The organism is Quadrisphaera granulorum (genome assembly GCF_003149145.1).
In the GTDB taxonomy this organism is placed as follows: Bacteria; Actinomycetota; Actinomycetes; order Actinomycetales; family Quadrisphaeraceae; genus Quadrisphaera; species Quadrisphaera granulorum.
On the sequence record NZ_QGDQ01000023.1, the window covers coordinates 15,096 to 40,737 of the forward strand.

Below are 25,642 nucleotides of genomic sequence, written 5' to 3' on the forward strand. Positions count from 1 at the left end.
GGGCCCGTCAGCAGCGGCGCTCGGACGCGCTCGCCGTCGTCGTCCTGCCCGTCGTCGTCCTGCCCGGTGTCCTCGAGGAGGCCCGCTCGTCGACGAACTCGGGCAGCGGCAGGTGCACCTGGCGCCGGTCGAGCAGCGGCGTGCCCGGCAGCTGCACGAACTCCGGGACGGCCGCCGGGAGCGTGAAGCGGAACCTCGCGCCACCCGCGGGCGAGGCCCCCACGGTGATGCGCCCGCCGTGCGCCTCCACGAGCCCGCGCACCACGTACAGACCCAGCCCCGTGCCGCCGCGACGAGACCCGCGCCAGAACTTCGTGAACACCACCCCGAGGTGCTCGGCGGGGATGCCCTCGCCCTCGTCGTCGATGACGACGGCGACGCCGTCGCCGTCCGGGTCCGCCGTCACCGAGATGTCGATCTGGCCGGCGCCGTGACGCACGGCATTGCCGACCAGGTTGCTCAGCACCTGCTCGAGGCGGTCCGGATCGGCCCAGACCTCCGGCAGCGGGGAGGCGATGGCCACGCGGAACCGCTCGGCAGGCTGACCGGTGGCCACCGCCCGCTCGACCTGACCTCGGACAAGGGCCTCCAGGTCGACCACCTGCCGCTTCACCTCGAGGCGGCCCGCGTCCATGCGGGAGATGTCGAGGAGCTCGGCGATGAGACGGGTGACCCGGTCGGCGTCGGCCTCGACGGTTTGCAGCATGAGGCGCTTCTGAGCGTCCGTGAGGCGTTCCCAGCGCCGCAGGAGCGTGGAGGTGAAGCCCTTCACCGAGGTCAGCGGCGAGCGCAGTTCGTGCGCGACGGTCGAGATGAGGCCGGCATGGTCGTTCTCGAGGCGGCGGCGGGCCTCGGTGTCACGCAGCTGCAGGAGCACGCGATCGACCGGGGCGCTACGCCCCGAGCGCACGTACCGGGCGGTGACCAGCACCTCGTGCTCTCCCGGCAGCACCAGCAGACGTTCCCGGTGGCCGCTGCGGGTGGCGAGGCCGGTGAAGGGATCGGTCAGCACCCACCAGTCGCGCCCGGTCGTGTCTTGCAGGGGGAGTGCGGTGCGGACGTCGCGACCGATCAGCTGCTCGCGGTCGATGCCGGTGCACCGCTCGGCCTCCGCGTTGACGATCTGCACGCGGGCATCGGGCCCGATGACCACCAGTCCGTCCGGCAGCTCCTCGAGCAGGCCCTGCGCGGCATCCACGGAGGTGACCGTACCGTCCCTGCCTCCGTCGCCATCACTCCCGGTGACGGATGGTGTCGGCACTGTGGTTGGCACTGTGGTCGGCACGGTTCTCGGGGGACGAGCGATCAGTCAGCGACCGGGTCTGCGCGGAGCTCGAACCAGACGACCTTGCCGATGCTGTCGTCGCGGACGCCCCAGCGGGTGGTGAGCAGGTCGACGATGAACAACCCCCGCCCGTCGAGGGCACCGTCGTCGGCGGGCTGCAGGTGCGGGTGCCGGGAGTTGTCGTCGCCGACCTCGATGCGCAGCCAGCCCCGGTCCGCCTTCATCCAGAGCCGCACGTCGGAGCGGCCGTGGACGATGGCGTTGGTGACGAGCTCACTGGTGCACAGCAGGGCGCTGTCGCACGCGTCGGGCGGGAGCTGCGCGTCAGCGCACGCCCGAGCGACGAGTCGCCGGGCTTGGCCGGCGGCCTCGGGCCCGCACGGCAGCACCGTCTCCGTCACGAGTGGGCCCCGTGGCCGACGTCGGCGGCGTCGCCGTCGTCCCCCGGAGCGGGGGGCGTGTGGTGCTCCACGTTGCCAGTGTGGCTGACGCCCGGGGCGATCTCGCCGAGGGTCGCCGTGAGAGCTCCCGCCGCGGCGCCGCGGCGCCGGTGGGCGCGAGCGCTGGCGTACAGGCAGACGGCTGCCGCTGTCGCGAGGTTGAGGCTCTCCGCGCGGCCGTGCAGCGGCACCCGGACGGCGAGGTCAGCCAGCTCGCGCTCGGCGGGGTCGAGGCCGCTGGCCTCGTTGCCGAACAGCCATGCGGTAGGTCCGGAGAGAGGCCCGGAGCCGGCTTCGGCGTCGTCGAGGAGGTCGTCGAGGTCGGCGCTGCCGCGACCGGGTACCCCGTCGGTGGCGAGGACGGCGACGCCGGCACCTCGCAGGCGCCCGACGGTCTCGGCGAGGTCGGCCCCGGGGACCACGTCGAGGTGGAACAGGCTGCCCGCCGTCGACCTGACGACCTTGGGGTTGTGGAGGTCGACGCTGCCGCGGGTGAGCAGGACGGCACCCGCGCCCGCGGCGTCCGCGGCACGGATCACGGTGCCCGCGTTGCCCGGGTCCTGTACGCGGGCCAGCAGCGCGAGGAGCGCCGGCGGCCCGGGTGCGAGGACGTCGTCGAGGGTCGGGTGCACGGCATCGCAGACGGCCACGACGCCCTGGGGCGTACGGGTGCCGGAGAGGACGGCAAGTACCTCGTCGGTGCACTCCAGCAGCTCGGCCCCGGCGCGGTGGGCGCCAGGGCCGAGCTCGGGGTGACGCTGCAGCGCCGCGGCCGTGGCGATGACGGTGCGCACTCGGTGGGGTGCTACCGCGACCAGGGCCTCGCGGACGGCCTGGGGGCCCTCCGCAAGGAAGGCGCCGGCGCGGGCACGGCCAGAAGCCGTGGCCAGGCGCGCCAGCGCCTTCACGCGGTCGGCGCGGGGGTTGCCCAGCAGCGGGATCGCCGCTGTGGTGCTCACGCGTCGCGCCGTTCGCGTCGAGGAGTCTGAGACTGCCGTCAGGCCGCCGACTCGGCGGTCTGGGTCGCCGGCAGCGCAGCGCGAGCCGTGGTGACGAGGGCGGTGAAAGCGCCCGGGTCGTTGACGGCGAGCTCGGCCAGCATGCGACGGTCGACCTCGACACCAGCGGCCTTGAGGCCCTGGATGAAGCGGTTGTACGTCATGCCGTTCTCACGGACCGCAGCGTTGATGCGCTGGATCCACAGGCGGCGGAAGTCGCCCTTGCGGGCGCGACGGTCACGGTAGGCGTAGACGAGGGAGTGAGTGACCTGCTCCTTCGCCTTGCGGTATAGCCGCGAGCGCTGGCCGCGGTAGCCGCTGGCGCGCTCGAGGACGGTGCGGCGCTTCTTCTGGGCGTTGACTGCCCGCTTGACGCGTGCCACGGGGTGCTCCTGGGTCTTCTAGAGGTCGGTAGACGTCGGTGAGGGTGCGCTCAGCCGCGTCAGCGGCCGAGCAGGCGCTCGGCGCGCTTGGCGTCGGCCGGCGAGAGCTGCGCGTCAACGGACAGGCGGCGCGTGCGGCGGGTGGACTTGCCCTCCAGCAGGTGGCGCAGGTTGGTGCGCTCGCGCATGAGCTTGCCGCTCCCGGTGACCTTGAAACGCTTCTTGGCCCCGCTGTGGGTCTTCATCTTCGGCACGGCTGCCGTCCTCCTCGTATCGGGCGGGCGCACTGGCCCGCCCGCGCTCTGGTCAGCGCCCGGAGGGGTCCCTCCGGGCGGCACGGGTGCTGTGGTGTCTGGCTGGTCCGACGCTCACTCGCCCGAAGGCGGCGGGGGTGTCGGACGAGCCGGACGGGGGGTCGGCCGCGGGGCGGCCGGTGTGGGGCGGGGCCCCGGCGTGGCGCCGGGCGTCGGTCCCGGCGTGGCGCCCGGACGGGCGGCCGCGGGACGCGGCGTCGGGCTCGGCGCTGCTCCCTCGCGGGAAGGCACGGGGGCCGGCGGGCGAGGGCCGGGCGCTGCACCCGGACCCGCCGCGGGACGCGGCATGGCCGGACGGGCAGGCCGAAGACCGGGCGGAGGACCGGAGGGACGCGTCGACGGACCGGCAGCGGGACGCATCGGGCGGGAGCCGCCCTCACGGTCGCCACCGCGGTAGCCGCCGCCCTCACGGTCCGGACGGTCACCACCACGGTCGGGGCGGTCGCCACCGCGGTAGCCGCCGCCCTCACGGTCGGGACGGTCACCGCGGTCGGGACGGTCACCGCGGTCAGGACGCTCGCTGCGGTAGCCACCCTCGCGGTCACCGCGGTACCCGCCCTCGCGTGCCGCCGGGGCGGCCGGCTGCGGGGCGCGACGTACGAAGAGCGGCTCGTCACCCTCGGCGATGAGCGGGGAGATCTGCGGCGGCTCGGGAGCCTCCGGCGCGGTGGACTCGCGCTCGGCCTGCTCCGTGCGGTCCTTCTCGGTCCGCTCGGCGCGGGCAGAGCGGTCGGCGTCGCGGCGGGTGCGCTGCTCGGCCTTCTGCTCGGCCTTGACGTCCGCCTTGCGGCGCGTCGGGCCGATGACCATGACCATGTTGCGGCCGTCCTGCTGCGGGCTGGACTCGATCGAGCCCAGCTCGGCGACGTCGTTGGCGAACCGCTGGAGCAGACGCAGACCCATCTCCGGGCGCGACTGCTCACGACCACGGAACATGATCATGACCTTGACCTTGTCGCCACCTTCGAGGAACTTCTCGGCGAAGCCCTTCTTGGTCTCGTAGTCGTGCGGGTCGATCTTCAGGCGCAGCCGGACGGTCTTGAGCACGGTGTTCGTCTGGTTCTTCCGAGCCTCGCGCTCTTTCATCGCGGACTCGTACTTGAACTTGCCGAAATCCATGAGCTTGCAGACCGGGGGCTTCGCCTGCGGGGCGACCTCGACCAGGTCGAGGTCGGCCTCCTGCGCGAGGCGAAGCGCGTCCTCGACGCGCACGATCCCGACCTGCTCACCGTTCGGCCCGACCAGCCGCACCTCGGGGACGCGGATGCGGTCGTTGATGCGCGGTTCGCTGATGTGCCTAGCTCCTCTGCGACGTGCTCGGAACCACCGTCGCGGGAGGGTCTCCCCCGGCGGACGCGTCGCGGGGGCCTGACCCGGCTCGAACGTCGTCAGTCGACGCCCGAGAGCCGCACGTGCCCTCAATGACTCACAGGGCAGTGCGGTGGACCGGGAACCCGGCGGCCGGTAAGGGCCGACGCGGGTGGGAGGAGGCCTCCACTTGGCGCACCGGGCCTCGTGCAGCGTCGCCCCCGAGGACCCGGCAGGGCCGGGTGGGGGCGGGCGCGGTCACGAAGCCGCGGTCGGTCAATCACCTAATGTACCAGCGTGAGCGAGTCCGAACCTCCTGCGTCGTCCGAGCACCAGAACGGCGGAGCCTCCAGCGCCGCCCGGGACCTCGCGGAGGTCCCCGCCGTCGAGGTGGTGACCGCCGCCGCCGTCCACCTGATGAGCGCCGCGGCCGTGAAGTGCGGGCTCGCGGAGGACGCCGAGGCGGACGGCCACCTCGACCTGGGCGAGGCCCGCGTCCTCATCACGGCACTGGCCGGCCTGGTCACCGCAGCCTCTCCGGAGATCGGAGACCACCACGCCAGGCCCCTGCGCGACGGGCTCCGCACGCTGCAGCTGGCGTTCCGGGAAGCGTCCCTGTTCCCCGACCCCCACGGCTCCGGACCGGGCGAGAAGTACACCGGCCCCGTCCGCTGACACCCTCGCCGTGACCATGGACTTCCCGAACACCCGGGGACAGCGACGCGGAGACACCCGTGCCTCACCCCACTCCGCTGATCACGAGGGAGCGAGGGGGTCTTCGGGCCAGGGGTGCTTGGGGTACCGGCCGCGCATCTGCGCTCGCACCTCCCGGTAGGCGCCGCGCCAGAACCCGGCGAGGTCGGCCGTCACGGCGAGCGGCCTTCCCGCCGGGGAGAGCAGATGGACGACGACGGCGACGCGCCCGTCCAGCACACGCGGCGCCCCGGTCCAGCCGAGGACGTGCTGGAGCCGCACAGCGAGCACGGGCGCCGCCGGGTCGGACCAGTCGAGCGCGGCGCTGGCCTGGCGCCCGCCCGCCGGCAGCGGAAGGCGCTCGGGGGCCAGCTCGTCGAGACGGGTGGCTTCGGGCCAGGGCAGCAGGCGCCGCAGTGCCGACGTCGTGTCCACGCGGGCCAGGTCGGCGCGGCGGCGGGCATCTGCCAGCTCCGGCCCGAGCCACTCGGTGGCACGGGCAAGCAGGGCGTCGTCGTCGACGGCGGGCCAGGGATCGCCGAGCGCCTCGCGGCACGCGGCGAGGCGCTGCCGCAGCCGCACCGCCGCCTCGGGCCAGGGCAGCAGCGCGAGGCCGGCCTGGGCCAGCCCGTCCGCGAGGGCGTCGGCGACGAGGGCGCGCTGGCGGTCGTCCAGGGCACCGGTGAGCGGGCGGCTGGACAGCTCGATCACCCCCAGACGCTCGACGCGGCGGGTGACCACGTCACCGCCGGCCCCTCCCTCCCAGGTGATCTCCTCGACATCGGAGAGCAGCTGGGGCGCGGCAGCGCGCGCGCCGTCCTCGTCGAGCGCGGCGGCTACCCGCACGCGCGCCTCAGGGTCGGCCCCGGACCTGTCGGCCACGGCCACCGCCAGCCACGGCGCGCCCCGCAGCGCCGACCCGGGGGCCAGCCGGACCGCCGTGCCGCCGGCCGTCAGGTAGGAGTCGCCCGACGACCCCGCAGAGCGGGCGCGGGCGAGGCGCTCGGGATGCGCCAGGCCGACGACGAGGGCCGCCGCCGCATCGTCGGTGAGTCGCGCTGCTCGCTCTGCAACCTGTCCAACGCCCTGACCTGTGGGCAGGTCGGCCAGCGCACCGGTCAGTCGCCTCACCTCGGCGCGCCAGCGTGCCGAGCGGCCGGGGTCGTCCTCGCGGCGCAGGGAGCGCCAGCTCGCCGCCACGTCGTCGCCTGCGCCCGCGCCCCCGCCTGGGCCACCGCCACGACCACCTCCTCCGACGAGACCGTCCTCGCTGAGCAGCGCGACCACCTCGGCCGCGGTCCGCTCCCCCACCAGCGCGGCGCCGTCGAGCAGCGCCCGGCCCCACCGCGGCTCCAGGCCGAGCGAGGCGACAGCGCGACCCCGCGCGGTGGGACGGGCGGTGGACGGATCGTCGCCGTCCAGGAGGCCCAGGTCGTGCAGTACCCGGACGGCCGCAGCGGTGGCGCCGGCGGGAAGGGGGTCGAGGAGCGGCAGGCCGGCGCCGTCGGCCCGCGACCACGCGGCCAGCGCCAGCACCGCGCCGGTGAGGTCGGCGGTGGCCACCTCCGGCTGCGGCTGGGCCGCAAGGCGCTCGTGCTCCAGCGCGCTCCAGCAGCGGTAGACCGTGCCAGGCGCCTCGCGGGCGGCGCGGCCGGCGCGCTGCTCGGCAGCCGCGCGGCTCACCCGGACGGTCGCGAGGCCGCCGAGTCCGCGGGCGTGATCGGTGCGGGGAACGCGAGCGAGGCCGGCATCGACGACGGTCCGCACACCCGGCACCGTCAGGCTCGACTCGGCCACCGCCGTGGAGACGACCACGCGGCGCCGGCCCGGCGGGGACGGGCGCAGGGCCGAGTCCTGCTCGTCGGCGCTCTGGCGGCCGGAGAGGGCGAGCACGTCGGTCTCGGAAGCCACCGACGCGGCCAGCCGCGAGCGCACCCCGCCGACCTCGGCGGCGCCCGGGACGAAGACCAGCACGTCGCCGTCGCGCTCGGCGAGGGCACGGCGCACCGTGGCGGCCACGTGGTCGAGCAGGGCCGGGTCGGTGCGCGTCCCCTCGGGTGGTCGCACGGGGCGCGTCGGCGGGGCCCACACGACGTCGAGGGGGTGCAGCGGTGCCGTGGCGACGACGACGGGCGCCGGCCGCTCGCCGTCGTCGTCCTCTGAACTCTCTGAACCGCCGGAGGAACCGAGGACGGCGGCGAGCCGGGCGGTGTCGGGCGTGGCCGACGCGGCGAGCACGCGCAGGTCGGGGCGGAGCGCGGCGCGGGCGTCGAGGAGGAGGGCGAGGGCGAGGTCGGCGTCGAGGTGGCGCTCGTGGACCTCGTCGAGGACGACGACGGCGACGCCCGGCAGCTCCGGGTCACGCTGCAGGCGCCGCAGCAGCAGCCCGGTGGTGACGACCTCGATGAGCGTGGCGGCGCTGGTGCGGCGCTCTCCGCGGACGCTCCAGCCGACCCGCTGGCCCACCGGCTCGCCGACGAGGGAGGCCATGCGGCGGGCGGCGGCGCGCACGGCCACACGGCGGGGTTCGGCGACCACCACGCGCCCACCGCCGGTGGGCAGGGAGTCGGCGAGGGCGAGCGGCACGAGCGTGGTCTTGCCGGTGCCCGGCGGGGCGACCAGCAGGGCGGTGCCGCGCTCAGCGAGGGCGGTCGCCAGCTCGTCGAGGACGTCCCGGACCGGCAGGTCGGAGCCGGCGCCAGGCCGTCCCGCGGGCGGCAGCATCACGCCACCCATCCTCCCTCCCGTTCACGATCAAGGAAGTTCTGCACGCCGAGCGTGCAGAACGTCCTTGATCGTCGCGGGGGTGGGGGTCAGACGCCGAGCAGGGACTCGCGGGCCGCGGCGCGGGCGGCGGCCGGATCGTCAGCGGCGACGGCGGCGCGGGCGGCCTTCTGGCAGGCGGCCAGCTCGACCTGCGCCAGGCGCGCACCCACGGCCGAGATCGCGCTCGCCGCGCACGACAGCGACGTGACACCCATCCCCGCGAGCACCGCACCGAGCAGCGGGTCGGCTGCGGCCTCACCGCACACGCCGACGGGCTTGCCGGCTGCCACGCCCGCCGCGGCGGTCATCGCGACAAGCTGCAGCAGCGCCGGCTGCCACGGGTCGTTGAGGTGGGCCAGGTCGGCGGAGAGCCGGTCGGCGGCGAGGGTGTACTGGCACAGGTCGTTGGTGCCGATGGAGAGGAAGTCGACCTCGCGCAGGATCCGCTCGGCGTGCAGCGCCGCCGCGGGGATCTCGATCATGACGCCGGCGGTCAGGCCGCGGGCGCGCACCTTGGTGGCGAAGTCACGGGCCTCGGCGGCGGTGGCGACCATCGGCGCCATCACCCACGGCGAGGTGCCGGTCTGCTCGGCGGCGAGGGCAATCGCGTCGAGCTGGCGGTCGAGGATGCCGGGCTGGCCCCATGCGATGCGCAGACCGCGCACGCCGAGGGCGGGGTTCTCCTCGTCCGGGGCGGTGGCAAACTTCAGCGGCTTGTCGGAGCCGGCGTCGAGGGTGCGCAGCACCACCTTGCTCCCCCCCTCGCGCCCGGCGAAGGCGGCGAAGACCTCGCCGTAGATACGGGCCTGCTCGGCCACGGAGGGCTCGGAGTCGGCGTCGAGGAAGCACAGCTCGGTGCGGAACAGGCCCACGCCCTGCGCGCCGGTGGCGGCGGCCTTGCGGGCGCCCGCGCCGTCCTGGACGTTGGCGAGGACGTCGACGGTGTGCCCGTCGGCGGTGGCCCCCGGGCCGGTCCAGGCGGCGACGGCGGCAGCCTCGCGCTCGGCAGCTTCCACGCGGGCGGCGGCGTGCACCCGGTCGGGCTCGATGACCACCTCACCGGAGGTGCCGTCGACCAGGACGAACTGGCCGGTGGCGACGTCGTCGAGACCGGCCACGGCCACGACGCACGGGATGCCGAGCTGGCGGGCGATGATCGCGGTGTGGCTCGTAGGGCCGCCGCGCGTGGTGGCGATCGCGAGGATCAGCTCCGGCTGCAGGCCCGCGGTGTCGGCGGGGGCGAGGTCGTCGGCGAGGAGCACCGAGGGGACGGCGGGCACGGGCACGCCGGGCTCGGCCTGGCCGGTGAGCTCCGCGACGAGCCGGTCGCGCAGGTCGGCCAGGTCGGTGACGCGCTCGGCCATGAGGCCGCCCAGCTGGGTGAACATCGCGCTGAACTGGTCGGCGGCGCCGACGACGGCCTGGTCGGCGGGGACGCCGGACTTCACCCGCTTGGCGACGGCGGCGAGCAGGCCGCGGTCACGGGCCAGCCCGGCGGTGGCCTCGAGCACCTCGGCGGCGGCCCCTGACGCACGGGTCGCGCGGCCTTCGAGCCGCTCGGCGACGACGCCGGCGGCGGCCTGGAACCGCTCCAGCTCGGCCGGGCGGCCCTCCTCCGACACCGCGGGCTCGCCCGTGAGCTGGGGAAGGAGGGGCCGCTCAGCGGGCCGGATCACGGAACCGGCGCCGACCCCGGGGACCACGGGGATGCCGGCGAGGGCGCGGCCGCCCGAGGCGGACGCGGTGGGGGCGGTAGCGACGCTGCTCATGGTGACTCCTGCGCTGGAGCGGACCCGGCGTCCGAGACGGGCGCTGACGGGCGGGGGGGCTGGAGATGTGGTGTCCAGGGACAGCGTGCACCGAACCTGGCACTTGACACAACAACATGACCGGGCGTAGAACCACACATCACAAAGATGTTTCCCACATGGACCAACATCGTTGCGCAGTCGCAGCGGCGCCGGCGAACCAGCGGGAAGCACTCGGACCCACAGCACGAGGGAGTGCGCGGTTGTACGCGACGGAGCGCCACGAACTGATCACCGGACTGGTGCGCCAGCACGGGCGCATCGGTGTCGCCGACGTCGCCGCGCAGTTCGGCGTCACCACCGAGACCGTGCGTCGTGACCTCGCCGTCCTCGAGAAGGCCGGCCTGCTGCGCCGCGTGCACGGCGGCGCCGTCCCCACCACGGCGCTGTCCGTGGTGGAGCGGGCCGTGGCCGACCGCGACGTCGAGCACGCCGACGTCAAGGAGCGCATCGCCCGCGCCGCCCTCGACCTCGTGCCCTCCGGCGGCTCCATCGCCCTGGACGCCGGCACGACGACGGTGCGCCTGGCACGGCTGCTGCCGCTGGACTCCCCCCTCCTCGTCGTCACCAGCGCCGTGCCCGTGGCCGCTCAGCTCGCCGGCGCCGGCCGCATCGACCTGCACCTCGTGGGGGGCCGCGTGCGCGGCACCACGCAGGCCGCCGTCGGCCCCGAGGCGCTGGCCTCGCTCGGCGCGCTGCGCGTCGACACCGCCTTCGTGGGCACCAACGGCCTCACCGCCGACCACGGCCTGACCACCCCCGACCACGACGAGGCCGCCCTCAAGCGCGCGCTCGTCGCGGCCGGGCGCCGCGTCGTCGTCCTCGCCGACGCCTCCAAGCTCGGACAGGAGCACCTCGTGCGCTTCGCCGGGCTCGACCAGATCGACGTCCTGGTCACCGATTCCAGCGCCCCCCGGCGCGAGCTCAAGTCCCTCGAAGCCCGTGGAGTGGAGGTGCTGGTCGCGTGATCGTCACTCTGACCGCCAACCCCAGCCTTGACCGTCTGGTCTCGCTGGCAGGTCCCCTGGAGCGCGGCGCCGTGCTGCGCTCGGCAGCAGCCGTCGACCAACCCGGCGGCAAGGGCGTCAACGTGGCCCGCGTGGTGACCGCCGGCGGGCGTACCGCCGTCGCCGTCCTGCCCGGCCACCCTGACGACCCGCTGCTGCTGGCCCTGCGTGAGGCGCACCTCGTGCACACGGCGGTGCCGATCGCCGGCTACGCCCGGGTCAACCTCACCCTCGCCGAGCCCGACGGGACCACCACCAAGGTCAACGCCCCGGGCGCACCGCTCGACGAGGCGGCGCGGACGGGCCTGGTGGAGGCGCTGCGCCGGGAAGCCGACGGGGCGCGCTGGGTGGCGCTGTCCGGCTCGCTGCCCCCCGGCGTGGCAGACGACTGGTACGGCCGGCTCGCGGCGCAGCTGCGCGGCACCGGCGCACGGGTGGCCGTCGACACCTCCGGCGCGGCACTGCTCGCGACGGCCGGACAGGACGCCCCCGCGTCGTCGTCCTCGAGCACGGCCCTGCCCGACCTGCTCAAGCCGAACGCCGAGGAACTCGCCGAGCTCACCGGGCTGGCCGCCCCCGGCCGTGGCGGCGCGGCGGGAGCCGAGCTCGAAGCCGACCCGGTGGCTGCGGCCAAGGCCGCCTCGACCCTCGTCGAGCGCGGCGTCGAGACCGTGCTGGTCACCCTCGGCGGAGCGGGTGCCCTGCTCGTCACCGCCGACGGCGCCTGGCACGCCGTGCACGAGCCCGTCACGCCGGTCAGCACCGTCGGCGCCGGGGACTCCACCCTCGCCGGCTACCTGCTGGCCGAGCTGGACGGCGCCGACGAGGCCGAGCGCCTCGCCGTCGCCGTCGCCCACGGCACCGCTGCCGTGCAGCTGCCCGGCTCGACCCTGCCCGGGCCCGAGCACGTGCAGCGCGACCGGGTCACCACCCGGCGCCTCTGATCCCTTTTCCGCACCACCCCGTTTCCCCCAGCTCTCCCAGCAAGTGGACCGCCGACGCCGTCGGCCAGACCAGGAGGACCCTGTGACCACCCCCGACACCGCGGCCCCGCCGCGGCTGATCACGACGGAGCTCGTGCGTCTCGACGCCGACCTCGGCTCCCGCAAGGAAGACGTCATCGCGGCGCTCGCCGAGACCGTCGCCGCCACGGGACGCGCCACCAGCGCCGAGGGCCTGCAGCGCGACGCCATGGCCCGCGAGGCACAGTCGGCCACCGGCCTGCCCGGCGGCATCGCGATCCCCCACTGCCGCTCCGAGGCCGTGACGACGGCGACGCTCGCGTTCGCGCGGCTCGCACCCAAGGTCGACTTCGGCGCCCCCGACGGCGGCGCCGACCTGGCCTTCCTCATCGCCGCACCGGCCTCCGGCGGCCAGGAGCACCTCAAGCTCCTCACCGCGCTGGCCCGCGCGCTGGTCAAGCCGGCCTTCACCACCGCGCTGCGCGAGGCGAAGACCCCCCAGGAGATCGTCGACCTCGTCACCGACGTCGTGACCCCCAAGCCGGCCGCCGCGCCGGCTGCTGGGGCGACGACCGGGACAGCTACTGGGACGACGACGAGCGCCGCTCCGGCTGCCGCGGGCGCTGCGTCGACGTCGGGTTCCTCCTCGGCGGCCGGCAAGGTCGTCGTGGCGGTCACCGCGTGCCCCACCGGCATCGCCCACACCTACATGGCTGCCGACTCCCTCGTGGCGGCCGCCGAGCGCGCCGGCATCACGCTCAAGGTGGAGACGCAGGGCTCCGGCGCGACGACGCCGCTGCCCGCCTCCCTCATCGCCAGCGCCGACGCCGTCATCTTCGCCACCGACGTGCCGGTCAAGGGCCGCGAACGGTTCGCCGGCAAGCCGGTCATCGCCTCCGGCGTGAAGCGCGCCATCAACGAGCCCGACGTCATGGTGGCCGAGGCGCTCAAGGCCGCCACCGACCCGTCGGCCGCGCGCGTGGCCGGGGACGGCGGCGGGGCGTCGGCCTCGACGGCGGTGCAGGGCGGCGACGTGTCGTTCTGGGTCAAGGTGCGCCAGGTGCTGCTGACCGGCGTCAGCTACATGATCCCGTTCGTGGCGGCCGGCGGTCTGCTCATCGCCCTCGGCTTCCTGCTGGCGGGCTACCGCGTGACCAACCTGCCCAGCGGCGCGGACAGCATCCTGCTGAACAACTCGCTGTGGAACCTGCCCGACGTCGCCTCCCTCAAGGCAGCCGAGCCGCTGCTGCAGGGTGACGGTCTGCGTGACAGCGCGCTGCTCGTCTACCTCGGCGCGATGCTCTTCCAGATCGGTGCGCTGGCGTTCAGCTTCCTCGTGCCGGCCCTGGCCGGTTACATCTCCTTCGGCATCGCCGACCGGCCCGGTATCGCCCCCGGCTTCACCGCCGGTGCGGTCGCCGTGTTCACGGGAGCCGGCTTCCTCGGTGGTCTGGTCGGTGGTGTGCTCGCCGGTCTGGTGGCGTACGCGTTCTCGCGTCTCGACGTCCCCAAGTGGCTGCGCGGCCTCATGCCCGTGATGATCATTCCGCTGGTGGCCTCGATCGTGGCCGGTGGCCTGATGTTCCTCTTCCTCGGCCGCCCGCTGGCTGCCGCCACCAACGGCCTGTCGAGCTGGCTGAGCGGCCTCACCGGCACGTCGGCGATCCTGCTCGGCGTCATCCTCGGCCTGATGATGTGCTTCGACCTCGGCGGCCCGGTCAACAAGGCGGCCTACGCGTTCGCCACCGCCGGCCTCTCGGTGAGCAACCCCGGCTCGATGCAGGTCATGGCTGCTGTCATGGCTGCCGGCATGGTGCCGCCGCTGGCGATGGCGCTGGCCACCGCCGTCCGCCCGAAGCTCTTCTCCGCCGTGGAGCAGGAGAACGGCAAGGCCGCTTGGCTGCTCGGCTTCTCGTTCATCTCCGAGGGCGCCATCCCGTTCGCCGCGGCCGACCCGCTGCGCATCATCCCGGCGTCGATGGCCGGTGGCGCTGTGACCGGCGCGCTGATCATGGCGTTCCAGGTGCAGTTGTCCGCTCCCCACGGCGGCCTGTTCGTGTTCTTCGCGATGAACAACTTCGTGCTGTTCATCGCCGCGCTGGTGGTCGGGTTCGTGATCTCGGCGGCGCTGGTCATCGTGCTGAAGAGCACCGCCAAGCGCCCGGTCGCCGCCTGACTAGGGTTCTGACTCAGTCCGTCTGACGTCGCGTTCCATCTGACGTCGTCTTCCATGTGACCCCCGCGAAGGAGAGCTCCGTGCCCAGCACCACCGTGACCGTCGGATCCGCCGTCGGCCTGCACGCCCGTCCCGCTGCCGTCATCGCGCAGGCTGCGGCCGCGTCGGGTGCCGAGGTGACCCTGTCGGTCGAGGGCCAGGAGCCCGTCGACGCCGGCTCCGCCCTGATGATCATGACTCTGGGCGCCGCCAAGGGTGACCAGGTCACCGTCGAGTCCGACGACGAGACCGCCATGAAGACCGTGGCCGACCTCATCGCCACGGACCTCGACGCCTGACGCGTCAGCTCCACCGCGAGGGCCCCCGCCGGATCCGGCGGGGGCCCTCGCGCGTCCCACCCAGAGGTGGCGGACGCCCATGATCACCAAACGTCGGTGATCATGGGCGTCCGCCACCCCGCCGGCTCCGCCCCCTCCCCGCACTTGCCGCGGAAAGTGCGGCAAAGGGACCCCAAGTAGCGCACTTGCCGCGGAAAGTGCGGGAAGAGGTGTGACGGATGTCAGGCCGCGGGCCGTGACGGGTGCACACGAGGTCGTGAGGGCGCGCACTGCCGCCGGGCCTCCCGGAGCGGGAGCGTGGAGCCATGACCACGACAAAGACCGCCGACGCCCCGGCGGGCACGACGACGGATCTCGTCGTCGACGTCCGGGGCCTGTCCGTCACCTACGGCGCGTTCAGCGCCGTGGACGGCATCGACCTCGACGTCCGCCGCGGTGAGGTCTTCGCCCTGCTCGGCACCAACGGCGCCGGCAAGACCTCCACCCTCGAAGCGCTCCAGGGCTTCCGCCGCCGCGCCGCCGGCAGCGTCACGGTGCTCGGCGAAGACCCGATGATCAGCACGCGGCGCCTCCGCGCGAGCAGCGGCACGATGGTGCAGGAGGCGGGCTTCGTGCCCGAGGCCACGCCGCTCAGTGCCCTCCAGCTGTGGGCCTCGCTGAGCAGCCGCGTCGACGACGCCGACGCCGTGCTCGAGCGCGTCGGCCTCGCGCACCGCCGCACGGTGCTCGTCAAGGACCTCTCCGGCGGCGAGAAGCGTCGCCTCGACCTGGCCCTGGCCATCTGGGGCGCCCCCGAGCTCATCGTGCTCGACGAGCCGACCACGGGGCTGGACCCGGAGTCGCGCGCCACCCTGTGGAGCCTCGTCCGTGAACTCCGCGACGGCGGCACCACCGTCCTCATGACCACGCACCACCTCGAGGAAGCCGAAGCCCTCGCCGACCGGGTAGCGATCATGCACCGCGGCCGCATCGCCGTGGCCGGCACGCTCGCCGAGGTGCTCCGCGAGCGCCCCGCCCGCATCACCGCCGTCCGCAGGCTCCCGGGTCAGGACGCCGTCACGGCGGAACAGGTCGACCTCCGCACCCACCACCTCCAGCGCGACCTGCTCGCCCTGCTCACCGACGCCGAGCGCACCGGCGCGGTGCTCGACCAGCTGCGCGCTACCCCGGCCTCCCTGGAGGAGGTCTTCCACGCCGTGGTCCGCGGCGACCTGCACACCACGTCAGCCGCCCCGTCAGCGAGCACGGCAGCGAGCACGTCAGCCAGCACCTCCGAGGGAGCGTCCCGATGACCACCGAAGCCCCCACCCCCATCAGCAGGACGACGACGACGGCGCGCGGCCGCCGCACCGTGACCCCGCTGCAGCGCACGCTGCGCCTGGCGAGGTTCGAGACGTCGATGCTCGCCAAGCAGCGCACCACCCTCGTGACGCTGCTCAGCGGGCCGCTGCTCGTGCTGGGCCTGGCGGCCATCAGCCCGTCGAGCTCACCGCAGGCGCTCGCCGCCCTCGCCGGGATGGGCGTCGTCGTCGTCATGTCCCTCACCACGCACTTCGCCGCGGTGATGCTCACGGTCAACCGCCGGGAGGCGCAGGTGCTCAAACGCCTGCGGACCTCCGAGCTCAGCGGCAGCGAACTGGTCACGGGCATGTACCTGCCGCTCGCGGTGGTCGGCGTGCTGGAGTCGCTCGCGGTGGTCGCGGTGCTGGCCGCCCGGGGCGGGGCACTGCCCGACGCGGTCGGCTGGCTGCCCTGGCTGGCCGGTGTGCTCATCGGCTCGGCGGGCCTGGTCGCGGCGGGCGTCGCCGTCGCCGGGCTGTCGGGCAACGCCGAGAAGGCCAACTGGGCTGCGGTGCCGCTGCTGGTCGTGATCTCCGGCGCGGCCAACATGCTCACCGTCGGCGTGCTGCCGGAGGCGGTGCGGCAGGTGCTGCTGCTCGTGCCGTTCGCCAGCCTGACGGACCTCGTGGCCCGCACGTCGGGCGCTTCGGTGTCGTTGGTGGAGCTGCCGGACGTCGTCGCCGGGGTCCCGCCCGAGCTGGTCGACCTGGTGCTGCTCCTGCTGTGGACGGTCGTGTTCGCGGCGGTGGCGAAGAAGCTCTGGCGCTGGGAGCCTCGCGGCTGATGCACGAGGCACGCCAGCACGAGACACATCAGCAGGGAGCGCCACCACGGCGGGACCCGGTCGGCGACCGGGTCCCGCCGTGGTGGCGATCTCCGCGACTCTGGTGGGCCTCGCTCGACCAGGTGCAGCGGGTAGAGCTCTACACCGCGCAGCTCCTCTACTGGCTGGGAGCCTTCCCTCCGCTACTCCTGCTCGTGCTCACCCGAGGCTCCGGACCGGGGTGGCAGACGGCGCTGGTGGTGAGCCTGTCCGCGGTGCAGGGCGTCGCGGCCTTCCTGGTCCTGCGGGGTGGTCTCGACCCGCGCAGGACCCACGAGCACCGACCGGGGCTGGTGCTGCTCGCGGTGAGCACCGCGGTGCTGCTCGCCGTCGCGCCGATCCTGCCGGGAACGGACCCCTCCGGCGCCTCCCCGCAGCAGGCGGTGGTGGCGTACTCGGTGCTGTTCTCGCCCGCTGCGGTCGCCGTGGTCCACCGGCGCGCGGGGTGGCTGGTGCCCCTCGGCGCGGGCGCCGCGATCGCCGTCGCCGGGCTGCTGGCGGGCAGGCCGGCCCTGGTGGTCGTCACCGCCACCGTCTTCACCGTGGTGGGGTCGGCGTTCATCGTCGCGACGCTGCGGCTGTCGGTATGGCTTCTCGACGTGGTGCGCCAGCTCGCCGACGCCCAGGGAGACCGCGCCCGCCTCGCCGTTGCGGAGGAGCGCCTGCGCTTCGCGCGCGACCTGCACGACGTGGTCGGCCGTGACCTGTCGGCCATCGCCCTGAAGTCGGAGGTGGTGGCGCGGCTCGCCGAGCGCGGCCGCCCCGAGGCGGTCGCGGAGGCGCTCGCGGTGCGGGAGCTGGCGCAGTCCTCGCTGGCCGAGGTCCGCGCCGTGGTGCGCGGGCACCGCCGCGCCGACCTCGACGTGGAGCTGGCTGGGGCACGGGCGCTCCTGGCCTCGGCCGGGACGGCGTGCAAGCTGCGCGTGGAGCCGGGCGCCGTCGCCGCACTGACACCGGCCGCCCAGGAGGCGCTGGCGTGGGCGGTGCGCGAGGCCGTGACCAACGTGGTGCGGCACTCCCACGCCCGGCAGTGCTCGGTGTCGCTGGCCGTGGTCGAGGGGACGGGCGTGCTCGTGGTGAGGAACGACGACGCCATCGACGACGGAGCCGGGCCCGTCCGCCCCGGCGCCGGCCTGTCGGGCCTGGCCGAGCGTCTGGAGGCCCGCGGTGGGTCGCTCCAGGTGCGCCGCGAGCATGGGCGTGTGGTGCTCACGGCTACCGTCCCGGTGTCCCCGGCGGAGCCGGGATCGTCGGTGGCGTCGGTATCCCCGGCGGAGCCGGCAGGATCGGCGACGTCGGCCCACGAGCCGGAGCAGGAGGTCCGCGCGTGATCAGGGTGCTGCTGGCGGACGACGAGCAGCTCATCCGCACCGCACTCGCCACACTCGTGAACCTCGAGGACGACGTCGAGGTGGTCGGCCAGGCGGCGTCCGGGCCGGAGGCCGTCGCGGTGGCTCGGCAGGTGCAGCCCGACGTCGCCGTCCTCGACCTGCAGATGCCCGGCCTGGACGGCATCGAGGTGGCAGCGCAGCTGCGGGAGCACGTACCCGGGTGCGGCGTCGTCGTCACCGGCCACGGACGGCCCGGTCACCTCAAGCGGGCACTCGCTACGGGCGTGCGGGGCTTCCTGCCGAAGACGACGTCGGCGGCGGTGCTCGCGCAGGTGATCCGCACGGTGCACGCCGGTGGCCGGCACGTCGACCCGGAGCTCGCCGCTGACGCCATCGCCGCCGGTGACTCACCGCTCACCCCGCGCGAGGCCGACGTGCTGGAGCTGGCCGCGGGTGGGGCGAGCGTGGAGGAGATCGCGGTGCGCGCGTCGCTGTCTCCGGGCACCGTGCGCAACTACCTGTCGGCGGCGGTGCAGAAGCTCGGCGTGACCAACCGCCACGAAGCCGTGGTGCGAGCCCAGGCAGCCGGGTGGATCTGACCCTCACCGGACCTTTCGGCGGGCACCCGCGTGACGCCGCGTCCGCGGCATCCGCGAAGATCAGAACCTCCCCCGTTGAGAGGACCATTCAGCATGACCACGTTCGACACTCTCCTGGCCCAGCAGATCGGGCATGAGTTCGCCGCGTCGCACCAGTACGTCGCCATCGCCGTCTGGTTCGACGACCACGACCTCCCGCAGCTCGCCGGGTACTTCTACCGCCAGTCCGTGGAAGAGCGGAACCACGCCATGATGCTCGTCCAGTACCGCCTGGACCGCGGCATGGGCGTCGTCATCCCCAGCGTTCCGGCCGTGCGGAACGAGTTCGCCGACGTGCGCGAGCCGATCGCTCTGGCGCTCGCCCAGGAGAAGCAGGTGTCCGAGCAGATCCAGGCGCTGTTCGCCGCCGCCCGCGCCGAGAACGACGGTCTCGGCGAGCAGGCGATGCTGTGGTTCCTCAAGGAGCAGGTCGAGGAGGTTGCCTCGATGCAGACGCTGCTGACCATCGCCGAGCGCACCACCAACCTCTTCGACATCGAGAACTTCGTGGCCCGCGAGGCCGGCAGCCACGGGGACGACCCGAGCGCGCCCTCCGCCGCCGGCGGAGCTTTGTGAGGCGTTGACCGCCAAGGTTCCATCCGCTGAGGCACCCTCAGCGGATGGAACCTGACCTCACAGCGACAGGGAGTGCGTGGCCGCTGGACGCTCCCGACGTCGTCGTCCTGCCCTCGGGCAGGCGGGTGCGCGGCCGCGGCGTGCGCACCGGCGCTCCCCCGGCGGGTCTGGAACCGACCGTCAGCTACCAGTGCACATGGGTTCGCCCGGCGCCCCAGCCTTGGCCCGTGCGATGGGTGCGCTGGCCCGACTTCGGGTTGCCGCTGGTGCCCGTTGACGCCCGTGCTGCGCTATGTGAAGCCTGGGAGCGCGCCGCCACCGAGCGCGTCGAGGTGAGCTGCGGCGGCGGCAACGGACGCACCGGGACGGCGCTCGCGGTGATGGCGGTGATCGACGGCGTCGACCCGGCCGATGCCGTGGCGTGGGTGCGCGAGCACTACCGGCCGACCGCCGTCGAGACGCTGTGGCAGCGCCGGTGGGTGGCTGGCGCTCAGAGCACCGGCGCCCGCGGCACCACGAGCGGAGTGCCCGTCTCCGGGTCGGGGACCACGCGACAGGCTAGGCCGTAGACCTCCTCCACCAGCTCCGCGGTGACGACGTCCGTGGGCTTCCCCTGCGCCACGAGCCGCCCGCCGGACATGGCGATGAGGTGCGTCCCGTACCGGCACGCGAGGTTGAGATCGTGCAGGACGGCTACCACGGTGCGGCCCTCGCGGCGCAGCCGCGCGCACAGGTCGAGCACTTCGACCTGATGGGCGATGTCCAGGTACGTGGTCGGCTCGTCGAGCAGCAGCACCGGCGTCTCCTGCGCCAGCGCCATCGCGATCCAGGCGCGCTGCCGCTGGCCACCCGACAGCTCGTCGACCGGCGCGCTGGCCAGGGAGGCCACTCCGGTGGCCTCCATCGCAGCCCTCACGGCGCGCTCGTCGGCGGCGGACCACTGTCGCAGCAGGCTCTGGTGGGGGTAGCGGCCGCGGCCGACAAGGTCGGCCACGGTGATGGCGTCGGGTGCGGTGGGGCTCTGCGGCAGCAGGCCCAGCTGGCGGGCGACGGCCTTGGCAGGCTGGCGATGCAGCGCCTCGCCGTCGAGCAGCACCGCCCCGGCCTGCGGCACGAGCAGGCGGGCGAGGGCGCGGAGAAGCGTCGACTTGCCGCACGCGTTGGGGCCGACCACCACGGTGAACTCGCCGTCGGGGATGTCGAGGGTCAACGCATCGACGATGACGCGGTCGGCGTAGCCGAGCCGCACCCCGTCGACCCGCAGCCGCGCCGAGCGGGACGCGGGAGGAGGCGGCGGATCACTGGGAGCGGTGGTCATCGGCGCCTTCCGAGAGAAACCAGCAGGTAGACGAGGTAGAGGCCGCCCACCGCGCCGGTGACGAGCCCGACCGGCAGAGGGTCGGGGAAGCGGGAGGCGATGAGGTCGGACAGGAGCAGCAGGGCCGCTCCCCCGAACGCCGCGGCGAGCAGGCCTGGACCGGGCGCCCGGGTCAGCCGGCGCGTCACCTGCGGTGCGACGAGGGCGACGAAGGCGATGGGCCCGGCTACCCCCACCGCGAGTGCTGCAAGGAGCACTCCGACCAGGGCGAGCAGGAGCCGGGCCCGGCCGAGGCGGACGCCGAGGGCGCGGCTGGTGTCGTCGCCGACCTCCATCGCTGTCAGGGGTCTGCTGAGCGCGGCGAGCAGGGGCGTCAGGACCACGAGGCCGACGGCGAGCAGCTGCAGCTGCGACCAGGTGGCCTGGGAGGTGCTGCCGACGGTCCACCGCTCGGCGGTGAGCGCGTCGAGCACGTTCGCGCGGCTGATGAGCGCGGCGTTGAGCGCGTAGACGGCGTACCCGGTACCCAGGCCGACGAGCACCAGCCGGAACGGCTGCAGCACTCCGCCGCGCACGGACAGGGCGTACACCGCCGCGGCGGTGAGCAGGCCCCCGGCGACCGCCGCGCCCGACACCTGCCACTGCTGGCCCGAGCCGTGCAGCACGGCGACGACGCCCCCTGCCGCAGCTCCGCTGGTGAACCCGATGACGTCGGGGCTGCCCAGGGGGTTGCCGGTGAGCCCTTGGAACACCGCGCCCGCGGCTCCCAGGGCCGCTCCGACGAGCAGCGCCGTCACGACCCGCGGCGCTCGCAGCTCGGTCACTACGAAGGCGGTACCCGGGTCAGCGGTGCCCAAGAGCGCCCTGACGACGTCGACCGGGGGCACGGCCAGGTCTCCGGTGGTCATGCCCACGGTGGCCATCGCCACGAGGAGCACCAGGAGGAGGACGACGACGGCGACGCTGCGGCGTCGCACGCGCACGCTGGTGCCCAGAGGGCCACGCAGCACCGACACCCCGGCGGGCAGCACCGAGTCGCGGAGTACGCGCTCCGTGCTCTGCGCGCTCACAGGCGGGGGATCCGGCGCCGCCGGACCAGGAGCACGAAGAGGGGGCCGCCGACGGCTGCGGTGACGATGCCGACGGAGACCTCACCGGGGCTGCCGACCACGCGACCCATCACGTCTGCGGCCAGCAGTGCCACCGCTCCCAGGGGCAGGGAGAGCACCAGGACCCACCGCAGGTCCGCCCCGACGAGCAGGCGTGCGACGTACGGAACCGCGAGGCCGATAAAGGCGATCGGCCCGGCCAGGGCCGTCGCCGCACCACACAGCACCGCGACGGCGGCGGCCGCGAGCACCCGGGTGCGTCGCAGGCTGACGCCGAGGCCGGCGCCGACGTCGTCGCCGAGGGCAGCGGCGTTGAGCGCCTGCCCCAGCCCGAGGGCCACCACGGCGCCGAGGAACAGCAGCGGCCCGACGACGAGCAGGTCGCCGGCGTCACGCCCGGCGATCGCGCCGTACCGCCAGGAGCGGAAGGCGGTGAACGCGGCGGGGTCGAGGAGGATGACGGCCTCGATGTAGGCGTAGAGGACGGCGGAGACCGCCGCTCCGGCCAGCACGAGGCGCACGGGATCGGTGCCGTTGCGCCCAGCGCCGACCGCGTGGACGAGCGCCGCGACGACAGCCGCTCCGACCAGTGCGAACGCCACGAACTCCCCCGGTGTACGCAGGCCCAGTAGCGCGATCGCGGTGACGACGGCGGCTGCGGCCCCCGCCTCGACGCCGAGCAGTCCCGGGTCGGCGAGGGGGTTGCGGGTGAGGGCCTGCATCAGCGCACCCGCCAGCCCCAGGGCGGCGCCGACGACCAGACCCAGGACCGTTCGCGGCACGCGGAGGTCGCGCACGATGACGGCGCCCTCGCTCGTGCCGCCGCGCACGAGCGCATCCCAGACCTCAGCTGGCGCGAGGCCGTGCGAGCCGAGTGCCAGACTCGCCACCGACACGACCACGACGGCAGCCAGGGCTGCGGCAAGCAGCGCACTGCGGCGTACGGCGCTGCGGTGCAGCGCACCCGGCGTCACAGAGCCAGGTGCCTGAGGGGAGTCCCGGCTTGCCGGGACCGTCGACGTCACGAACGCACCCTAACCGTAAGTAGGCAAGCCTTACCTAAGCCCCCTGCTAGGGTCCGGCGCCGTGACCGACATCTCGCGCAGGGCCCTGCTGGCCGTCGCCGCCACCACCACCGCCGGCGCTCTCGCCGCGTGCGGCGCATCCGCAGCCGGGGACTCCGCCGCCACCCCGGGAGCGGCGAGCGGATCCTCCGCGGGAACGGCCGGTGCGTTCCCGGTCACCATCGACACGCAGTACGGGCCCGTCACCGTGGAGAAGGCGCCGGAGCGCGTCGTCGTCGTCGGCATCACCGAGCAGGACACCCTGCTCGCCCTCGGGGTGGTCCCCGTGGCGACCACCGAGTGGTACGGCGAGCACCCCGGAGCGGTCTGGCCGTGGGCCCAGGACCGGCTCGGGAGCCAGGTGCCCGAGGTGTTGAGCACTGCCGACGGCTTCCAGTACGAGAAGATCGCGGCCCTGCGCCCGGACCTCATCATCGGCACCAACTCCCGGATGACGCAGGAGGAGTTCACCAAGCTCTCCGCGTTCGCCCCCGTGATCACCGGCCCGACGGGCAGCACGGGCTACTTCATGCCCTGGGACGAGCAAACGCTGATCATCGCCAAGGCCCTCGGGCGCGAGGCAGATGGCACGAAGCTCGTCGATGACGTCAAGGCCTCCTACGCAGCGGCGGCCGCCGCCCACCCCGAGTTCGCCGGCAAGGTCGCGACCTTCTCCCAGAACGCCTTCTACGACGGCGTTCTCTACGTCTACCCGCCCGGGCTGAGCACCCACTTCCTCACCATGCTCGGCTTCACCATCAACCCCGAGCTGACGCCGCTCGCCCCCGGGCCGGGCTCGCAGGCGGAGCTCTCAGCGGAGAACCTCGGCGTCATCGACACCGACGTCCTCGTGGTGGCCGCCGAGAAGCCGGAGGACATCCCCGCGCTCATGGCGGTCCCCACCTACGCGCGGCTCGACGTCGTCACGCAGAAGCGCACCGTGTACACCGACCCGGTGCTCGCCGGGGCCATCTACTTCGACTCGCCGCTGAGCCTGCCGTACGTGGTCGAGCGCCTGCCCCAGCAGCTCGCGGCCGCGGTGACGGGGCAGGCGCCCGCCGAGATCCAGGACACCTCCAGCAGCTGACGGCGACGAACGCGGGCTACAGCAGATGCTGGCCGGGCAGCGGTCAGTGCTGTCCGCACGGTGAGCCGGTACCCGCGGGCAGCGCGGCGGCGGGCAACCACGTCGGGAGGGGCCGCGGGTCGGGCACGGGCTGGTCCTCGGGGCCGCCGTACGTCCACGCCGGACCGCGGGTGAGCAGCTGGCGCAGGCCGGCGAGGAGCCTGTCGACGTCGTCGGCGCTGCTCCCGAGCCCGAGGCTGGCGCGCACGGCTCCGCCGTCGGCGCCGAGGCGCTCCAGCAGCGGGTGGGCACAGAAGCGGCCGTCGCGCACGCCGATGCCGTGCTCGGCCGAGAGGTACTGGGCCACCAGGCTCGGCCGCACGCCCTCGACGGTGAATGTCAGCACGCCGATCCGCTGGTCGACGGCGAGACCCGGCCACAGGCGGAGCACGCGCACGGCGTCGAGCTCCGCCAGTCCCCGCTCGAGGCGAGCCAGCAGCTCGGCTTCGTGGTCGATCACGTCCCGCTCCGGGAACGCCGCGAGCGTCTCGCACGCCGCGGCGAGTGCCAGGGCGCCGACGACGTTGGGCGTGCCGGCCTCGTGGCGGGCCGGCGACGTCGTCCACGTGGCGGTCTCGGTGGTGACGTTTCGCACCGCGCCGCCTCCGGCCAGGTGCGGCGGGGCGGCGTCGAGCCAGTCGCGTCGCCCCGCGAGGAAGCCGGCGCCGAAAGGTGCGTAGAGCTTGTGCCCGGAGGCGGCGACGTAGTCGACGCCCGAAGCGGCGAGGTCGAGCCGACGGTGCGGCAGCAGCTGGGCGCCGTCGACGGCAATGCGGGCGCCGTGGGCGTGGGCGATCTCGGCCAGCTGGGCCAGCGGGAGCAGCTCGCCGGTGACGTTGGAGGCGCCGGTGACCGCCAGCAGAGCGGCGGGCTCGCGGCGTAGCTCGGCGTCGACGGCCCTGACGGTCTCTTCGACGGACACACCCGCGGTGACCACACGGGCGCCGCGTGCCTGCCAGGGCAGAAGGTTGGCGTGGTGCTCCAGGTCGAGGTGCACGACCGGTCGATCGGTGCCGGGGACGTCGGGCACCGCAGAGGCCAGCAGGTTCAGCGCGTCGGTGGTGTTGCGGGTGATGACGACGACGTCGACTGCCACGTCCGCGCTGTCGTCACTGCCCGTGCGGGCGCCGACGAACGCGCCGATGGTGGAGCGGGCGTGCTCGTACGCCGCCGTCGCCACGGTGGAGGAGTAGCCGGCGCCGCGGTGCACGCTGGCGGCCAGGGGCAAGTACTCGGCCACCCTGCCGGCCACCGACGCGAGCGCCGGGGCGCTGGCGGCGAGGTCGAGGTTGGCGTAGCGCACGGTGCCGCCGGTCACGAGCGGCACCTGGAGGTCGGCACCGACGAGCGCTGCGAGCGGCCCCGCGGCGAGCGGACCCGCGCCGGGACAGCTGTCGCGCCGCCGGTGCCCCGTCTGCTGTGACTGCTGCGTCGGGAAGGGCGTGGGCAGGGTCGTGGTCATGAGCGCTCCTCGCGGAGTCGGGGACCCGTCGAGGGTCCGCACTTGCCCGCCCCGGACGGGACGGACCGTGTCATCACCCGGGGCACCCCAGCGCGGAGCAGGGTTGCCGGCCAGCGAGCCGGGGCTTGGTGCTGGCACTCGTGACGGCGCACACGCTACGACACCGAGCGTGGTCGGGGCTAGCTCCAGCGTGAGGACACAGCCACCACGCGGCCCCTGGTTGACGACACCTCGGGAACGCCTCTAGCTTCACCCGCGGCAACGAGCGTCAGCGACAAGCCCTGGCTTGCTGACCAGCAACCCTCTCCGCGAGCGGGGTGCTCCAGGTGACAGCCCGGCAGGTCCGTCCGGACCCGCAAGCGCGTGGCCCGTCAGG

Annotated in this window: 24 protein-coding genes and 2 riboswitches; of the genes, 12 read left to right on the forward strand and 12 right to left on the reverse strand. The window is 74.4% G+C overall.

What is annotated here, in order from left to right; genetic code table 11:
• Window positions 1–7: 7 nt before the first annotated feature.
• From BXY45_RS16485 to infC, 6 genes are all read right to left on the reverse strand, one after another.
• Window positions 8–1,198 carry a sensor histidine kinase gene (locus tag BXY45_RS16485; RefSeq protein WP_211319659.1) on the reverse strand — a complete coding sequence of 397 codons (1,191 nt, stop codon included), beginning with the start codon at window positions 1,196–1,198 and terminating at the stop codon, window positions 8–10.
• 107 nt (window positions 1,199–1,305) lie between these two features.
• Window positions 1,306–1,686: an ATP-binding protein gene (locus BXY45_RS16490; RefSeq protein WP_170131566.1), complete on the reverse strand. Its 381-nt coding sequence runs from the start codon at window positions 1,684–1,686 to the stop codon at window positions 1,306–1,308.
• Window positions 1,683–2,684, reverse strand: a complete 1,002-nt coding sequence (locus tag BXY45_RS16495; RefSeq protein ID WP_218566933.1) for a TrmH family RNA methyltransferase — start codon at window positions 2,682–2,684, stop codon at window positions 1,683–1,685. The genes BXY45_RS16490 and BXY45_RS16495 overlap by 4 nt, the downstream gene beginning before the upstream one ends.
• 38 nt (window positions 2,685–2,722) lie before the next feature.
• On the reverse strand, window positions 2,723–3,106 hold the full coding sequence (rplT, locus tag BXY45_RS16500; RefSeq protein ID WP_109775617.1) for a 50S ribosomal protein L20: 384 nt from the start codon (window positions 3,104–3,106) through the stop codon (window positions 2,723–2,725).
• A gap of 59 nt (window positions 3,107–3,165) precedes the next feature.
• Entirely contained in the window at window positions 3,166–3,360 is a 195-nt protein-coding gene (rpmI, locus tag BXY45_RS16505) for a 50S ribosomal protein L35 (RefSeq protein WP_109775618.1), read from the reverse strand.
• A gap of 114 nt (window positions 3,361–3,474) precedes the next feature.
• The gene (infC, locus tag BXY45_RS24875; protein WP_218566934.1) at window positions 3,475–4,671 is read right to left on the reverse strand and encodes a translation initiation factor IF-3; all 1,197 of its coding nucleotides are present in this window, start codon (window positions 4,669–4,671) and stop codon (window positions 3,475–3,477) included.
• A 354-nt stretch (window positions 4,672–5,025) separates the two neighbouring features.
• Here infC and BXY45_RS16515 point away from each other — a divergent pair, with 354 nt between their 5' ends.
• Window positions 5,026–5,403, forward strand: a complete 378-nt coding sequence (locus BXY45_RS16515) for a DUF1844 domain-containing protein (RefSeq protein WP_109775619.1) — start codon at window positions 5,026–5,028, stop codon at window positions 5,401–5,403.
• Window positions 5,404–5,484: 81 nt separating this feature from the next.
• On the opposite strand, the gene hrpB is transcribed toward BXY45_RS16515, so the two are convergent.
• Together hrpB and BXY45_RS16525 are read right to left on the reverse strand one after the other, a co-directional pair.
• Complete coding sequence (gene hrpB / locus BXY45_RS16520) at window positions 5,485–8,145, reverse strand: ATP-dependent helicase HrpB (protein WP_109775673.1); 2,661 nt, start codon at window positions 8,143–8,145, stop codon at window positions 5,485–5,487.
• 89 nt (window positions 8,146–8,234) lie between these two features.
• Window positions 8,235–9,956 carry a phosphoenolpyruvate--protein phosphotransferase gene (locus tag BXY45_RS16525; protein WP_109775620.1) on the reverse strand — a complete coding sequence of 574 codons (1,722 nt, stop codon included), beginning with the start codon at window positions 9,954–9,956 and terminating at the stop codon, window positions 8,235–8,237.
• Window positions 9,957–10,198: 242 nt separating this feature from the next.
• On the opposite strand from BXY45_RS16525, the gene BXY45_RS16530 reads away from it, so the two are divergent.
• The 10 genes from BXY45_RS16530 (at window position 10,199) to BXY45_RS16575 (ending at window position 19,756) form a co-directional block, all read left to right on the forward strand.
• Complete coding sequence (locus tag BXY45_RS16530; protein WP_109775621.1) at window positions 10,199–10,963, forward strand: DeoR/GlpR family DNA-binding transcription regulator; 765 nt, start codon at window positions 10,199–10,201, stop codon at window positions 10,961–10,963.
• On the forward strand, window positions 10,960–11,946 hold the full coding sequence (locus tag BXY45_RS16535) for a 1-phosphofructokinase family hexose kinase (protein ID WP_109775622.1): 987 nt from the start codon (window positions 10,960–10,962) through the stop codon (window positions 11,944–11,946). Before BXY45_RS16530 ends, BXY45_RS16535 begins: the two co-directional genes overlap by 4 nt.
• Before the next feature lie 82 nt (window positions 11,947–12,028).
• Complete coding sequence (locus BXY45_RS16540; RefSeq protein ID WP_109775623.1) at window positions 12,029–14,140, forward strand: PTS fructose transporter subunit IIABC; 2,112 nt, start codon at window positions 12,029–12,031, stop codon at window positions 14,138–14,140.
• Between the two features lie 80 nt (window positions 14,141–14,220).
• Window positions 14,221–14,478, forward strand: coding sequence for an HPr family phosphocarrier protein (locus BXY45_RS16545; protein ID WP_109775674.1), 258 nt, complete (start codon window positions 14,221–14,223; stop codon window positions 14,476–14,478).
• A gap of 305 nt (window positions 14,479–14,783) precedes the next feature.
• Window positions 14,784–15,770: an ABC transporter ATP-binding protein gene (locus BXY45_RS16550; RefSeq protein WP_109775624.1), complete on the forward strand. Its 987-nt coding sequence runs from the start codon at window positions 14,784–14,786 to the stop codon at window positions 15,768–15,770.
• The gene (locus tag BXY45_RS16555; protein WP_109775625.1) at window positions 15,767–16,603 is read left to right on the forward strand and encodes an ABC transporter permease; all 837 of its coding nucleotides are present in this window, start codon (window positions 15,767–15,769) and stop codon (window positions 16,601–16,603) included. Before BXY45_RS16550 ends, BXY45_RS16555 begins: the two co-directional genes overlap by 4 nt.
• A gap of 122 nt (window positions 16,604–16,725) precedes the next feature.
• On the forward strand, window positions 16,726–17,973 hold the full coding sequence (locus tag BXY45_RS16560) for a sensor histidine kinase (RefSeq protein ID WP_146211244.1): 1,248 nt from the start codon (window positions 16,726–16,728) through the stop codon (window positions 17,971–17,973).
• Window positions 17,970–18,572 (forward strand): response regulator transcription factor, encoded by a 603-nt coding sequence (locus BXY45_RS16565; protein ID WP_109775627.1) that lies wholly within the window; start codon window positions 17,970–17,972, stop codon window positions 18,570–18,572. Before BXY45_RS16560 ends, BXY45_RS16565 begins: the two co-directional genes overlap by 4 nt.
• 93 nt (window positions 18,573–18,665) lie before the next feature.
• A complete protein-coding gene (locus BXY45_RS16570; protein ID WP_109775628.1) occupies window positions 18,666–19,187 on the forward strand; it encodes a ferritin in 522 nt (173 codons plus the stop codon).
• A 44-nt stretch (window positions 19,188–19,231) separates the two neighbouring features.
• Complete coding sequence (locus BXY45_RS16575; protein ID WP_211319660.1) at window positions 19,232–19,756, forward strand: protein-tyrosine phosphatase family protein; 525 nt, start codon at window positions 19,232–19,234, stop codon at window positions 19,754–19,756.
• Here the strand turns inward: BXY45_RS16575 and BXY45_RS16580 are convergent.
• Genes BXY45_RS16580 through BXY45_RS16590 form a run of 3 tightly spaced genes read right to left on the reverse strand, consistent with a single transcriptional unit; the run spans window position 19,678 to window position 22,639 of the window.
• A complete protein-coding gene (locus BXY45_RS16580) occupies window positions 19,678–20,505 on the reverse strand; it encodes an ABC transporter ATP-binding protein (RefSeq protein ID WP_109775629.1) in 828 nt (275 codons plus the stop codon). The genes BXY45_RS16575 and BXY45_RS16580 overlap by 79 nt on opposite strands.
• On the reverse strand, window positions 20,502–21,575 hold the full coding sequence (locus BXY45_RS16585; protein WP_211319661.1) for a FecCD family ABC transporter permease: 1,074 nt from the start codon (window positions 21,573–21,575) through the stop codon (window positions 20,502–20,504). Before BXY45_RS16585 ends, BXY45_RS16580 begins: the two co-directional genes overlap by 4 nt.
• Window positions 21,572–22,639 (reverse strand): FecCD family ABC transporter permease, encoded by a 1,068-nt coding sequence (locus tag BXY45_RS16590; protein ID WP_211319662.1) that lies wholly within the window; start codon window positions 22,637–22,639, stop codon window positions 21,572–21,574. The genes BXY45_RS16585 and BXY45_RS16590 overlap by 4 nt, the downstream gene beginning before the upstream one ends.
• A gap of 61 nt (window positions 22,640–22,700) precedes the next feature.
• On the opposite strand from BXY45_RS16590, the gene BXY45_RS16595 reads away from it, so the two are divergent.
• On the forward strand, window positions 22,701–23,765 hold the full coding sequence (locus BXY45_RS16595; RefSeq protein ID WP_109775631.1) for an ABC transporter substrate-binding protein: 1,065 nt from the start codon (window positions 22,701–22,703) through the stop codon (window positions 23,763–23,765).
• Between the two features lie 43 nt (window positions 23,766–23,808).
• Here BXY45_RS16595 and BXY45_RS16600 read toward each other — a convergent pair whose 3' ends face one another.
• On the reverse strand, window positions 23,809–25,266 hold the full coding sequence (locus BXY45_RS16600) for an aminotransferase class V-fold PLP-dependent enzyme (protein ID WP_109775632.1): 1,458 nt from the start codon (window positions 25,264–25,266) through the stop codon (window positions 23,809–23,811).
• A 33-nt stretch (window positions 25,267–25,299) separates the two neighbouring features.
• A riboswitch (SAM riboswitch) is annotated at window positions 25,300–25,412 on the reverse strand.
• 111 nt (window positions 25,413–25,523) lie between these two features.
• Window positions 25,524–25,634: riboswitch (SAM riboswitch) on the forward strand.
• Window positions 25,635–25,642: the final 8 nt, after the last annotated feature.

Bases quoted from the DNA above. Each gene is read 5' to 3' on its own strand.
- BXY45_RS16550 (WP_109775624.1), top strand. From the start codon at position 14,784: ATGACCACGACAAAGACCGCCGACGCCCCGGCGGGCACGACGACGGAT.
- BXY45_RS16600 (WP_109775632.1), bottom strand. From the start codon at position 25,266: ATGACCACGACCCTGCCCACGCCCTTCCCGACGCAGCAGTCACAGCAG.
- BXY45_RS16525 (WP_109775620.1), bottom strand. From the start codon at position 9,956: ATGAGCAGCGTCGCTACCGCCCCCACCGCGTCCGCCTCGGGCGGCCGC.
- BXY45_RS16580 (WP_109775629.1), bottom strand. From the start codon at position 20,505: ATGACCACCGCTCCCAGTGATCCGCCGCCTCCTCCCGCGTCCCGCTCG.
- BXY45_RS16555 (WP_109775625.1), top strand. From the start codon at position 15,767: ATGACCACCGAAGCCCCCACCCCCATCAGCAGGACGACGACGACGGCG.
- BXY45_RS16570 (WP_109775628.1), top strand. From the start codon at position 18,666: ATGACCACGTTCGACACTCTCCTGGCCCAGCAGATCGGGCATGAGTTC.
- hrpB (WP_109775673.1), bottom strand. From the start codon at position 8,145: ATGCTGCCGCCCGCGGGACGGCCTGGCGCCGGCTCCGACCTGCCGGTC.
- BXY45_RS16575 (WP_211319660.1), top strand. From the start codon at position 19,232: ATGGAACCTGACCTCACAGCGACAGGGAGTGCGTGGCCGCTGGACGCT.